Genomic DNA, 13,292 nt, shown 5'->3' with positions numbered 1-13,292 from the left:
GCACATCTCGGTCGGCTCGAGCGCGATCGAACCGAATCTCAAGCCGATGCGTCAGCAGGAAGCGACCGCGGGCGTCGAACACCAGTTCAGCGACGTGATCTCCGCCAGCGTGCGCTACGTGCACAAGCAGATCGACCGCGCGATCGAAGACACGCAGACGGCGACCCTCGACGCCAGCGGATCGGAGATCTACATCATTGCCAACCCTGGCGAAGGGCTCGCCGAGCCGGCCTTCCGGGACGCGAACGGCAACGTGCTCGCGACGGTGCCGAAGCCGGTGCGCGACTACGACAGCGTCGAGTTCGCGATCGAGAAGCGGCTGCAGAACAACTGGTTCCTGCGGACCAGCTATCTGTGGAGCCGGCTGTGGGGCAACTACTCGGGACTGTCGCAGTCGGACGAGAACGGGCGGACCAGCCCGAACGTCGGCCGTCTCTACGACTACCCGATGATGATGTTCAAGGACGGCGGCGAAGCCGTCTACGGCCTGCTGCCGACGGATCGCCCGCACCAGTTCAAGGCGCAGTTCATCTACCAGGCGCCGTTCGGCACCGCGCTCGGGCTGAATCAGTACCTGGCGAGCGGCCTGCCGGTCACGCGTGAAATCGGCATCTATCCCGGCAACAACCTCCCCGTTCAGTACCTCGGACGCGGAAGCGACGGCCGGACGCCGACCTACTCGCAGACCGACCTGCTGGTGCAGCACCGCTTCCGCCTCGGGGCGGAGAAGAGCCTGGAGGTCAGCTTCAACGTGCTGAACCTGTTCAACCAGGACACGGCCATCGCCCGCTTCTCGACCTATCACCAGGTCAACGGCGTCACGCCGCTCGGTCCTGACGGCAGCGAAGAAGCGTTCTACCGCGGTCAGCTCCGCCTCGCGGATCTGATCGTCAGCCAGGGCGTCACCCAGGATCCGCGCTTCCTCAAGGACAGCGCGTTCCAGGCGCCGCTCCAGGCGCGCTTCGGCATCAAGTTCCTCTTCTAAGCCGAAGAGGTTCCGGTAAGATGGCCCCGCGGGCAGCGCGCCCGCGGGGCTTTTTTGTTTTCCACGGAGGGGCCATGCGCAGCCGTACCGCCACCATCACGGCGATCGTTGTCGCCGTTGTCGTCTGCACTGCCGCGGCACAACCGACGAGCGGCGACCGCGCTCGCGCGCTGCTGCAGTACCGCATCGGCATCGATCATCTCAAGGCGGAAGCGTGGGATCAGGCGGTCTCGGCCTTCAAGGGCTCGCTCGAACTCGATCCGAGCTTCGAGATGGGTTATTACGGGCTCGGCCGCGCCTATCTTGGACTGCGGCAGTTTACCGATGCCGCCGCGGCGCTGGCGAAATGCCGCGACCTGTACGCCGCGCAGGGCGGCCGCCGCTTCACCAACGTGCAGGAAGCGCAGCGCTACCGCAAGGACCAGATGATGGAGCTGGACGAGATCATCCGGCAGTACTCGACCGGGCCGCAGACGATGCGGACCGCCGATACGCTCCGGCAGTTGAACGAGCGCAAGCGGCAGCTGCAGGAGAGCATCAGCCGCGGCGACAACATGGCGCTCGAGAACACCGTGCCGGCGTACGTCTCGCTGTCGCTGGGCAGCGCCTACTTCCGCAGCGGACGGCTGGCCGACGCCGAGCGCGAGTACAAGGCGACGGTGGCCGCCGATCCGAAGAGCGGTGAAGCCTTCAGCAATCTCGCCGTGGTCTACCTCGAGACCGGCCGCATCGACGACGCGGACAAGGCGGTGAAGGCCGCCGAGCGCGCGGGATTCAAGGTACACCCCGGTCTCAAGGACGACATCAGCAAGAAGAAGAAAGAAAAAGGGACCGGCGCCGTCGACTAGGCGGTCACCGCCACGCCGCCGAGCACGCGATCGAGATCGCTGCCGGTGAAGGGCTTGGCCAGCACCGGCAGGTTGGCGATGTCGCCCGCCGGATCCTCGAGCGCGGCGATGTCGCCGGTCATGAACACGAAGCGCCGATCGATGCCGGGCTGCGTCTGCCGCAGGTGCCGCAGGCAGTCCGCGCCGTTGCCGTCCGCGAGCCGCACGTCACAGAGCACGAGATCGAACCGCCGCAGCGCGCCGACGGTCCGCACCTCGGCCAGCGATCCCGCCTCGCTGACCGCGTAGTCGCGGGTGGCGAGCATGCGCGCGAGCAGCGCGCGGATCGGCGCCTCGTCATCCACCACCAGCGCATGCCGGCCGGCGGCGGCCGGATTGACAGGGACGGCGGGCGCCAGCGCCCTGGCCGGCGCTGCCTCCGCGGCTGCCGTCGCCGCCGGCGCCAGGGCGGGCAGCGTCAGCGCGAAACAGGCCCCTTGCGCGGTCGGACAGAGGTCGAGCGACCCGCCGTGCGAGCGCGCGATGCCGAGCGCGATCGACAGGCCGAGGCCGGTTCCCTGCCCGACCTCCTTGGTCGTGAAGAACGGCTCGAACACGCGGCCGCGCAGCTCCGGGCTCACACCGGGCCCGGTGTCGATCACCATCAGCTTGTGCGTGCGATCGCCGGCTTCGGTGCGCAGCGTGATCGTTCCCGGCCGGTCGCCGATGGCGTGCTCGGCGTTCAGGAGCAGGTTGACCACGATCTGCTGGATCTCGTCGCGGTTGATGGTGACGCTCAGCGGCGCGGGCTGCAGCTCGAGCTGCAGCGCGATGTTGCTCTGCCGCAGGTGATGCTCGCGCACCTGGGCGGTCGCCCGGGCGATCTGATTCAGATCGGCAGGCGCGCGATCGGGCGAGCTGCGGCGGACGAACGCCAGCAGGTTCCGGACGATCTGCCCGGCGCGCGTCGCTTCCTGGCGGACCAGCTCCAGATCCCGCAGCTGCCCCGCGGGGCGCTGGTCTTCGATCATCAGCTCGACGCACCCGATGATCGTCTGCAGCGGGTTGTTGATCTCGTGCGCGACCCCGGCCACCAGCTCGCCGACCGCCGACAGCCGCTCGCTGTGGACCAGCTGATCGCGCAGGTGCAGCTCCTCGGTGATGTCGCGCTGCACGCCCACGAAATGGGTGACGCGTCCGTCCGGGCCGCGGAGCGCGACAACGGTGCTGGACGCGGGAAACGTGCTGCCGTCCTTGCGGCGATGGACGAGCGTGCCGCGCCAGATTCCGGTCTGGCGCACCTCGGCGCCGATGCGGTCGACGCTCCCCTCGAACCCGCGCTCGAGCAGCTCGGGCAGCATCATGCCGGCGAGCTCGCCCCGGGTGTAGCCGAGCGCATGGACGCAGGCGTCATTGGCGTGATCGACGATGCCGTTGCTGCGGGTGATGAGGATCAGATCCGCGGTCTGCTCGGTCGCGGCCGCCATCATCCGGACGCGGGCGTCCGACCGCTGCAGCTCGCCGCTCTGCAGCGAGAGGCGCAGCGTGAGCACGCCGAGGCCGGCCACGGTCGCGAGCGTCGTGAGCAGCAGCCGGACGGAATCCCCGGCCTCGCCGATCGGCTGCACGCGAAGCAGGCCGAATCCGACCAGCGGAATCAGGAACGCCGGCAGCGCCGAGATCACCGGGCTGCGCCAGCCGCTCGACGAGAGCGCCGGCTCCGGCTCGGCCGACGACCGCGGCGCCTCCAGCGCCGCCCAGAGATAGCAGCCGAACGGGACGATCCACGCGAGATCGTAGACGCTGCCTTCGTGATACCCGCCGCGCGCGATGGCGCCGCTGGTGATGAAGCGGAGGGCGAAGCCGATCGAGGCCCCGACGGCCAGCCGGGTGAAGGTGTCGCGCCATGCGGTCCGGCGCGAGAGCCACACGCTCCACACCAGGCCGGCGGCGAGCACGAAGCGCTGCAGCTGCACCAGCACCAGCAGCGTGGTCTGCGGCTCCTGCCCGCTGGCCGGAACCACGCTGGGGACCATGATGAAGTAGGCGAAGACGAATCCGAGCAGCATCGCGTAGCTGATCAGATCGATCCCCGTCGCCCACGCGGCCGACTTGCGCGGGCCGAGGTACGGCCGCGCCAGCAGCGCCACGACCGGCCCGATGCCGCCGCACAGGCTGAACATCGTGTGCCACTGCACCCACGATCGCTTGCCCGTCAGAGTGGTGATGGTGAATCCGACCTCGCCGATGCACCACATCGCCAGACCGGCGGCGAAGGCCACCCAGAACATCCGCTGGGTGCCCTCCCAGTCGTGGCGGCGGCGCAGCACGACGGCGCAGACGCCGGCGGGCAGCGCGGTGAGCATCGCGTTGGCCACCAGGGTCCGCGCCAGCGCGTACTCCGCCAGCAGCGCACCTGCTCCGAGGTACGCAACGATGTACACGATCCCGTAAACGAGGTATCGCAAGAGGGCCTAACGTGTGGGGGCGTCAGAGTTTAGCACAGGAGCGCGGAGGGAACGGAGGCGAAGGGAGGGAACGGGCTCAAAAAACGGAGCAACGGAGGGAACGGAGGTGAACGGATACCAAAGATATTGTGCTCCGTTTACCTCCGTTGCCCCCGTTGCTCCGTTCCAGCGAAACCGTTCCCTCCGTCCCCCTCCGTTCGACAGCTGACGCATCCCGAATCAAATCTGCTCGACGTCGATCTGCGCGCGCTGCAGTTTGCCGCTGAAGTCGATGTAGACCGACTTCCATTCCGAGAACACCTCGAGGGCGGCGATGCCGGCTTCGCGGTGGCCGTTGCCGGTGTTCTTGGTCCCCCCGAACGGGAGGTGCACCTCGGCGCCGATCGTCGGCGCGTTCACGTAGAAGATGCCGGTGTAGAGATCGCGCATCGCCTGGAAGGCGCGGTTGATGTCCTGGGTGTAGATCGACGCCGACAAGCCGTACTCCACACCGTTGCCGATGGCGATCGCTTCGTCCAGCGACGAGCAGCGCATGACCGAGACCACCGGGCCGAAGATCTCCTCGCGCGCGATGCGCATTGTCGGGTCGACGTCGACGAACACCGTGGGCTCGTGGAAGAACCCCTTCGCATGGACGCCGGCGTCGAGGCGCGCGCCCCCCGTCGCCAGGGTCGCCCCCTCGTCCTTTCCGATCTGCACGTACTTCATCACCGTGCGGAGCTGCGCTTCGCTGTTCGACGGCCCCACCTCGGTCTTCGGATCGAGACCGTCGCCGACCACCAGCGCCCTGGCGCGGGCGACGAACATGTCCACGAATTTGCGGTAGACCTTGTCATGCACGACCACCCGGCTCGCCGCGGTACACCGCTGCCCGGTCGTGCCAAAGCCGCCCCACAGGCAGCCGTCCACCGCCAGCTCCAGATTCGCGTCGTCCAGGATCATGACGACGTTCTTGCCGCCCATTTCGAGGTGGACCTTCTTGAAGGTCGGCGCCGCGGCGAGATTGACCTGGCGCCCGACTGTCGTCGAGCCGGTGAACGAGACGACGCGGACGCGCTCGTCGGCGGTCATCGCGGTGCCGACGTCGGCATCGCCGGTGACCATGTTGACCACCCCGGGCGGGACGCCGGCGTCGATCAGCACGTTGACGAAGTTCAACGCCGACAGCGGCGTGTTCGACGAGGGCTTGAACACGACGGTGTTGCCGCAGACCAGCGCCGGAATGATCTTCCACGACGGGATCGCCATCGGGAAGTTCCACGGGGTGATGATCGAGCAGACGCCGAGCGGCTGCCGCACCGACATCGCGAACTTGTTGCGCAGCTCCGAGGGCACCGTCTGCCCGAACATGCGCCGTCCCTCGCCGGCCATGTAGAAGGTCATGTCGATGGCCTCCTGCACGTCGCCGCGCGTCTCGTTGAGGACCTTGCCCATCTCGCGGGTCATGTCGCGGGCGTAGGTCTCTTTGCGCTCCACGATCAACTGCGCGGCGCGGAACAGGATCTCGGCGCGCAGCGGCGCCGGCACCAGGCGCCACGACTCATAGGCCCTCCCGGCGGCGGCGACCGCGGCGTCGACGTCCGCGGCGGCGGACTGCTGGAACACGCCGATCAGATCGTCGGTATTGGCGGGGTTGCGGTTCTCGAACGTCTGGCCCGACGCCGACGGCACCCAGCGGCCGTCCACGTAGTTGTTGTAGGTGGTGGCGGAAGCAGTAGGCATGACGATCTATGTTAGTCTCCCCCATCCCATGGCGGACGAGAACAAGCGCGACAACGAGCGGGTGCCGGTCCCGGCGCCGCTGCACGGCGAAGTCAAGGTCTTCCAGCCGATGACCATCCTCGACGTCAGCGCCGGCGGCGCGCTGATCGAGACGCCGTTCGCGCTGCAGCTGGATTCACTGCACGAGTTCCGCATCTCGCTGGGAGACCGCTCGGTGGTGGTGAAGGGACGCATCGCCCACTGCCACATCGGCGAGCTCAAGGGGGGTGTCGTGATCTACCGCACCGGGGTCGAGTTCGTCGAGATCTCGGACTACGTGCAGTCGGCGATCGAGCACTTCGTCGCCGCGCTGAAGCTGTCGCAGCGCGTGCCCGCCATCATCGATGGGCAGATCGCCGAATAGCGTCAGTCCGACGCGCCGCCGTCGGCGGACCGCGGCGGCGTCACATAGGCGCTGACCGAGCTCTCGTGCCCCGCCGCATCCACCGCGGCGACGCCGAACACCCAGTCGTCGATGTTCATGTGCGGGAAGGTGTATTCGGTCACGTTGCCGACGGCGAGCTCGTGCTGCCAGTCCGGCGCCCACGCGTTGCGCCAGAAGATGCGATAACCGGCGGCGCCCGGCGACGCCTGCCACCGCAGGTGAGCGTCGTATCCGGAGCTGCGGCGATCGATGGTCGGCTGGCCGCGCTCGGTGGTCACGACCGGGGGCGGCGGCGCGAGCGCCAGCACCGCCATGCCGGCGGCGTTGACGCGGGCGTTCTGCGCGAGATAGCGGAAATCGACGCCGTCGATCGTGTCGTTCGGGCCGTGCTGCTTCGAATAGTTCTCGCGCGATTCGCGGAAGCCGATCGCGGCGAATCCTTCCGCGTTCAGCGCGCTGTGGTCGCCGCCGCGGCTGAAGCGATCCCGGCGCGCCATCAGCCGCACCCGGTGCGACGGCACGTAGGCGGCGCCGATCCGCGCCGCGAACATCGCCAGCGCGCGGGACGGAGAGTCCTCCGGCCCTTCCGAATACAGCCGGATCGTCGCGCCGTCGGTGATGCCGTCGCCGCCCCGCGACCCGCCGACGATGTCGTTGTTGAACCAGGCCTGGATCGGCGTCTTCTCCGCCTTCGCCTTCCTGGCGTGCGCGCCGGCCCCGATCAGTCCCTGCTCTTCGCCGGCGACGGTCATGAAGACGAGCGTGGCATCGAACTCGATGCCGCTCTCGGCGAATACGCGCGCCAGCTCCATCGACAACACCGTCCCGCTCCCGTCGTCATTGGCGCCGGGCGCGACGATGTTGGGGTCGCGCACCGGACGGGGCGGCTGCGCGCCTGGCGTGGCGCCCGCGCCGCGTGCGCCCGGCTGCGCGCCTCCCGCACCCGGCGCCCCGCCGGCGCCCCGTCCCGCCCCCGAATTGCTGCTCTGCTGCCCGGCGGCGCCGAGATTGAGGGAGTCGTAATGACCGCTGACGTAAATCCGCCGCGGTGACTTGCCCGGCAGCACCGCCATGACGTTGCGCAGCTCGATCGCCCCCTGACAGCCGCGGATGTTCTCGACCTGGTGGGTGTCGAAGCTGACCTGCAGCTTCGGGCTGGTGCGCTTCAGCTCGTCGAAGATCCACTGGCGCGCGGCGCCGATCGCATCGGGCGCGGCGGCATCCGAGCAGGTGTTGCGCGTCTTGAAGCTGGAAAGCTTCTGCAGCAACTGCTGGAGCCGCTCCTCCGAAATGGCGTCGATCAGCTTCAGGATCCGCGGATCGATCGACGACTGCCCCTGAGCCTGGACGGCCGGCGGCAGGATGAGCACCGCCAGCACGCCGAGCACGCCGCACACCACCCGCCCCCTCTGCACCTTTGCCACCGTCATCTCACTTTCACGTGTTCGAGATAGTCGCCCGACGCGATCCGCGCGGCCCGGCCGAGGGGCGCGTTGTAGAAATACACCCAGGCACGCGCCAGCGTGCCGTCGGGCAGCGCGACCTCGGCCTGCGACCGGATGTACAGGCTCTTGTCCGGATCGTCGTGCCGGTAGCCCTCGATGTCGTCGAGCGCGGCGAGCACGACCGGCGGATCCATCATCTCGTAGACCTCGCCCCAGATGTGGCCATCGGGAGCCGGCACGGCCGCCGGGTAGAGACCGAGATCGAAGAGCGCCCCCTGGATGGAGCCGCGGCCGACGTATCTCAGTTTGCCGTCGATGCCAGCCCGGCGCCGCCGGTCGAATCCGGCCATGAGCGTGCCGTAGAAGAAGACGAGGTCCGCCACCGCGGATGCAGGGTACAACAAAAAGGCCGGCGCGTGAGCGCCGGCCCCCCAGGAGAGAAACGATGAACGCCGTGCGGCTCAGCGCTCGTGCAGCTGCTTCGGCAGCTCGTGGAGGTGGCCGCCGTCCTTCTTGATCTGCTGCGGAATCATATCGAGCACTTCGGACGGCACGGCGAACGAGAGCGCCACGGTCTTGCCGCTGCCGCTCAGTTGCAGCGAGTTCATCAGCGCGGTGGCCTTCGGATCGTTCGTCATCCGGCCGAGCGCCATCAGTCCCTGCACGACCTGGCGGAGGTTGTCGGCGGACTGGTTGTCGCGGGTTTCGGCGCGGAGCGTGCCGGTGATGCCGCCGTCGATGTGGGTCATGGCGGCGAACGTCTTGATCGCGGGGAGCTTGCTGGCAATCTCGGGCGGCAGCTTGGCCTGGCTGGCGATGGCGTCGAAGCGCCCGACGGCCCAGGCGTTGTTGCCCATGTCGATGTCGGCGATGAGCTCCATCATCTCGTTGTTGCTGGTGATGCTGTGGGCGGTGAGCTGCGCGTCGATGGCGCTCTTGATCGCCGCTTCGCTGCCGATGCCGACCAGGCCGAACTCGAGGAACGCGAGCGCGATCGGCTCGTGGCGGCGGCGGACCACGGTGCCGGCGCCAGAGGCGTCGAGCTCCGCGTCGCGCGGGACGCCGGTCGACTTGATCAGCTTCTTGCCCTTGTATTCCTCGATCACGCCGCCATGCTGGACGGCGAGGTCCTCGAGCATCTTGGTGTTGAACTGACCGCGGGCGATGACCAGGCCGCTCGGTTCGGCGCTGCCGTTGGCCGCGGGAATCCGCGTGGCGGCGGCAACGATGTAGTCGATGTCGCGCTCGATGTCGATGCCGGTGTGCTCCTTGAACTCCTGCTGCCCCTGCTCCTGCGGGAGCACGAGCTTCAGGCGCTGGCGGAGCTGAGAGTCCATGACCTCGCGGACGTTGGCAAAGGCGACCACGGCCGATTCCGCCGGGACGTAGCTCAATTCAGACGGTCCCGACCGGGACGCGGACAATGACGGAAAACCGGCGCCGTAGAAGGCGACCAGGCCCGTGCCCAGGCCGGCAACCAGCACCGCCGCCGACCCACCCATGAAATAGCGCGTCTTCTTGGTCATTCGCGTGGCCCTCTCGGTGGATTATACAGATCCCCCGGGTAAAAAGTTCCGCTAATGGGAGGCAAGTGTCCGGAAACGAACGGTTTGGAGGCGCTCACTGCTCGAGAACGTACTCCTTGCGCTCAACACTTACGGCCGCCCCCCAGAGAAAAACGGCCAGAATCACCGCCAGCCAGATGAGGCTCTCGACCAGGCCCGGGCTTTCCCGGAAAATCCCCTGGATCAGGCTGATGACGTTGTCGTTGGGCATCGCATGGGGAACCATCGCCTGGAGGTAATACGCGACGGTGAACTTCTTCAGGTAGCCGGGGAACGCCAGCGCCGCCTGCTCCCACCCGAAGATGAAGATCAGCCCGACCAGCAGCGGCCGCTTGAAGCGCGCCCCGATGAACGCGAACACCGCGCCATAGACGGCCAGGCCGATCGCGAGCAGGGTCAGGTCCTTCAACAGGTCCAGGAACGACGCCCCCAGGCTGCCGCGCATCGGCACGATGCACAGATACACGATGACCACCGACGGCAGGACGACGAAGAAGGTGCAGGCGAGATAGGCGAGGTACTTGCCGACCAGGACCGCCCCTTTCGGGATCGGACGGGTGAAGAGATACGTGATCGTCTTGTCTTCGACCTCGTCGGCAATCAGCGACGTGCCGTAGAACACGCCAAGCACCGGCACCGTGAAGCGCAGGTAGAAGACCCAGATCATCAGCCCGAAGATCGCCGGACCCGCCATCATCATCCCGTTCACGCGGAACACCGGCGCGCCGAGCGCGTCGAGCAGCCGCAGGACCAGGGAGATCAGCACCGGCGCGCCGACGACCAGCGCCATGAAGATCGTCCGCCGCGACCACAGCATCTCGCTGACCGACAGGTCGAACACGCGCAGCGACGAGGCGAGGAATCCCGGCGCCTTTGGAATCGGACGGTTCGTGGGCTCGGCCATTGGCATCACTTGATCAGATACTGGAAGACCGCCTGCAGGTTGTCGTCGGGCGAGGTGACTTCCTCGATTGCGCCGAACTCGCCGCTCGCCGCCATGGTGGTGAGCCGCGCGTAGAACGCGTCCGGCCTGCCGGTCTCGACGACCACGGCTCCCGGCTCGAATTTCAGGCTCCGCACGTCGTCATCCGTCGCGTTGATGAACTCGCGCGCGATGCGGCGGGGATCCTCCGCGCGCACGTAGACGGTGTGCGGGTGCTCGTCGATCAGCTCGCGGATCTGGTGCACGTCCCCTTCGGCGAGGATCCGGCCGTTGTTGATCAGGAGGATGTTCGAGGTCATCGACTCGATCTCGTGCAGGATGTGGCTCGAGACGATGATGCTCTTGCCGGCGCGCCCCCACTCGCGGATCAGGCGAATGGTCTTGCGGCGGCCGAGCGGGTCCATGCCTGACAGCGGCTCGTCCAGGATGAGCAGCTGCGGATCGTGGACCAGCGCCTGCGCCATCTTCACGCGCTGACGCATGCCCTTGCTGTAGGCGCCGATCTTCTTGCCGGCGGCTTCCATCAGGTCGACCGCGGCGAGCGCCCGCCGCGCCGCGTCGTCCGCCTGCTTGTCGTCGAGACCGTTCAGGCGCACGAGCGCCTTCACCCACTCGAGCCCGGTCATCCGCTCGTAGAACGCGTCCTGTTCCGGGCAGAAGCCGATCTGGAAGTAGAGGTGCGGATTGCGCCAGATCGGCTCGCCGAGGACCTTCACGTCCCCCTTGCTCGGTTTCAGCTGGCCGGTGATCAGCTTCATGAAGGTCGACTTGCCGGCGCCGTTCGGACCGAGCAGGCCGGTGATGCCGGGGGGCACGGAGACGCTGACGTCGTTGAGGCCGATCACCTGGCCGTACCATTTCGAGACGTGCTCGGCTGAGACCACGGGGGCGGCGGCGGCCGGGGCGGCGGCAGGCGCGGCGGCGGCGGCGGTCGACATTACGTCACCACCTCCACGCCTCTGACCCGCCGCTCGAGAATCGAAACCGAGATGACGATCAACCCGATGATCACGAGCAGCGACACTTCCCACGGCGTCGCGTAGCGCGGCTTCAACCGGAACACCACGTCGACCACCTGCGAGACGTTGGCGCCGATCGAGATCCACGACACGCGGCTGCTGCCGGTGATGGCGTAGAGCGCGCCGTAGATCGCGGTGGTGAAGAAGGTGATGCCGACGTAGAGAATGCCGACGTAGCGCGCGCTCTTCGACAGCGACGACAGCGCCAGCATGGTGAACGAGGCCAGCGCGACCTGAATCAGGCTGCCGACGGTAATCGCCGGGATGAGGAAGAGGTTGTTGGCGAGGAACGTGAAGCTGCCGTCGAACGCCACCTTCAGCCACAGCAGCAGCATCGCCGGCACGAACGTGACCATCGTCAGGAAGACGAACAGGATCGCCAGCTTGCCGACGATGTATTCCGATCGCATCAACGGCTTCGACAGGTAGATCTGCAGGGCGTTGGCGCGGCGATCGTTGGCGATCAGGCCGGCGCCGACGTACACCGTGATGACGAAGACGAAAAAGTCCTGCTGCTCGAGGAACTGCCGGAACGTCTCCGCGGTGGGATTCAGGATCGCGGCCTGGGGATAGTTGGCGCTGATCCACATCTGGACGGCGCGGACCAGGAACGGCGCCAGGGCGAAGATCAGCAGGCCGAGGAACGCACGCTTGCGGATCATCGTCTTGATGCCCGCCCACGTGATGACCATCCAGGAGCGGCCGGGAACGGTCTTGCCGCCGCCGTAGTGCCGGTAACTTTGATCGTGGATAGGCATGATGGGTCGCCGAGCCTACTCTTCTCCAATCGCTTTCGCGAAGACGTCCTCGAGCGTCGGCACGCTGGGTCTGAGATGGCGCACCTGCGCGCCGAATTCCGCCGCCGCCCTGAAGATGGCCCGGTGATCGCCGACGGCCGCGGGTACGAACACCCGCATCACGTCTTCATCGGTGGCGTGCGTATCCATCCCGAGCGCGCCGAGCCGATCGATGAAGCCGGGGAGATCCCCCTTGATGCGGAGCTCGTAGACGCGGCCCGCGGGGCCCTTGAGTTCGTCGATGGGCCCGTAGGTGGCCACCTGCCCCTTGTCCATGACGACGACGTGGTCGCAGGTGTATTCGACGTCGGGCAGCAGGTGCGACGAGAGGATCAGGCTGACGCCTTTGTTGTGCCCGAGATCGCGGACGAGCTCGAGCATCTCGTCGCGGCCCTTGGGGTCCATGCCGTTGGTCGGCTCGTCGAGGAACAGCAGGTCGGGATCGTGCACCAGCGCCTGCGCGAGCTTGATGCGCTGCTTCATGCCGGTCGAATAGGTGTCGACGTTGCGGTAGCGCGCCTCGCCGAGCCCGACGTAGTAGAGCACTTCGTGGGCGCGCTGCATCGCGTCGACCGCGGGCAGCCCGGCGAGCTGGCCGCAGTAGGCGACGAACGAGACCGCGTTCATGCCGGGAATGTGCGCGTCGTTTTCCGGCATGTAGCCGATGCGGGCGCGGATCGCGAGCGGCGCCTGCGCGACGTCGAGGCCGAGCACCGTCATGTGCCCCCGGTCCGGCTTGACGAAGCCGAGCAGCGCCTTGAGCATCGTGCTCTTGCCCGCGCCGTTGGGACCCAGCAGACCGACCGCCCCCCTGGCGAACTTCGCGGAGACGCTCTTCAGGGCCTGGTTCTTCCCGTAGATGACGGTGACGTCATCGAGCTGTACGACTGCGTCCATTTTCGGTCAGGAGTGTATACGGAAATCTGGAGTTCGGGTTCGATCTCTCCATGGCGGCCTGAACGGAGGTGGACGGAGGGAACGGATCATTCGGAACGGAGCAACGGAGGCAACGGAGGTGAACGGAGCTAGAATTTTTTGGCTCTCCGTTCGCCTTCGTTGCCTCCGTTGCTCCGTTCCAGCGAAACCGTTCCCTCCGT

Annotated in this window: 12 protein-coding genes; 3 read left to right on the top strand and 9 right to left on the bottom strand. The window is 67.3% G+C overall.

What is annotated here, in order from left to right; genetic code table 11:
• Both VFK57_00190 and VFK57_00185 read left to right on the top strand, forming a co-directional pair.
• Positions 1-985 (top strand): hypothetical protein (locus VFK57_00190; GenBank protein HET7694103.1); only part of this gene is annotated, 985 nt, incomplete at its 5' end.
• Positions 986-1,059: 74 nt separating this feature from the next.
• Complete coding sequence (locus VFK57_00185; GenBank protein ID HET7694102.1) at positions 1,060-1,833, top strand: tetratricopeptide repeat protein; 774 nt, start codon at positions 1,060-1,062, stop codon at positions 1,831-1,833.
• On the opposite strand, the gene VFK57_00180 is transcribed toward VFK57_00185, so the two are convergent.
• Entirely contained in the window at positions 1,830-4,256 is a 2,427-nt protein-coding gene (locus VFK57_00180) for an ATP-binding protein (protein ID HET7694101.1), read from the bottom strand. The genes VFK57_00185 and VFK57_00180 overlap by 4 nt on opposite strands.
• Before the next feature lie 243 nt (positions 4,257-4,499).
• Complete coding sequence (locus tag VFK57_00175; GenBank protein ID HET7694100.1) at positions 4,500-6,002, bottom strand: aldehyde dehydrogenase family protein; 1,503 nt, start codon at positions 6,000-6,002, stop codon at positions 4,500-4,502.
• Between VFK57_00175 and VFK57_00170 the strand changes: the two genes are divergently transcribed.
• A complete protein-coding gene (locus tag VFK57_00170) occupies positions 6,001-6,405 on the top strand; it encodes a PilZ domain-containing protein (protein ID HET7694099.1) in 405 nt (134 codons plus the stop codon). The genes VFK57_00175 and VFK57_00170 overlap by 2 nt on opposite strands.
• 2 nt (positions 6,406-6,407) lie before the next feature.
• On the opposite strand, the gene VFK57_00165 is transcribed toward VFK57_00170, so the two are convergent.
• The 7 genes from VFK57_00165 to VFK57_00135 form a co-directional block, all read right to left on the bottom strand.
• A complete protein-coding gene (locus VFK57_00165; GenBank protein HET7694098.1) occupies positions 6,408-7,850 on the bottom strand; it encodes a M20/M25/M40 family metallo-hydrolase in 1,443 nt (480 codons plus the stop codon).
• Between the two features lie 2 nt (positions 7,851-7,852).
• Complete coding sequence (locus tag VFK57_00160) at positions 7,853-8,254, bottom strand: gamma-glutamylcyclotransferase family protein (protein ID HET7694097.1); 402 nt, start codon at positions 8,252-8,254, stop codon at positions 7,853-7,855.
• 78 nt (positions 8,255-8,332) lie between these two features.
• Positions 8,333-9,397 (bottom strand): hypothetical protein, encoded by a 1,065-nt coding sequence (locus VFK57_00155; GenBank protein ID HET7694096.1) that lies wholly within the window; start codon positions 9,395-9,397, stop codon positions 8,333-8,335.
• Positions 9,398-9,491: 94 nt separating this feature from the next.
• Positions 9,492-10,340, bottom strand: coding sequence for an ABC transporter permease (locus tag VFK57_00150; GenBank protein HET7694095.1), 849 nt, complete (start codon positions 10,338-10,340; stop codon positions 9,492-9,494).
• Between the two features lie 5 nt (positions 10,341-10,345).
• A complete protein-coding gene (locus VFK57_00145) occupies positions 10,346-11,317 on the bottom strand; it encodes an ABC transporter ATP-binding protein (GenBank protein HET7694094.1) in 972 nt (323 codons plus the stop codon).
• Entirely contained in the window at positions 11,317-12,156 is an 840-nt protein-coding gene (locus VFK57_00140; protein ID HET7694093.1) for a hypothetical protein, read from the bottom strand. Before VFK57_00140 ends, VFK57_00145 begins: the two co-directional genes overlap by 1 nt.
• Positions 12,157-12,171: 15 nt before the next feature.
• A complete protein-coding gene (locus tag VFK57_00135) occupies positions 12,172-13,092 on the bottom strand; it encodes an ABC transporter ATP-binding protein (protein ID HET7694092.1) in 921 nt (306 codons plus the stop codon).
• Positions 13,093-13,292 lie beyond the last annotated feature (200 nt).

It is taken from the genome of Vicinamibacterales bacterium (assembly GCA_035699745.1).
Taxonomy (GTDB): domain Bacteria; phylum Acidobacteriota; class Vicinamibacteria; order Vicinamibacterales; family 2-12-FULL-66-21; genus JAICSD01.
This window is presented reverse-complemented; position numbering and strand designations above follow the sequence as displayed.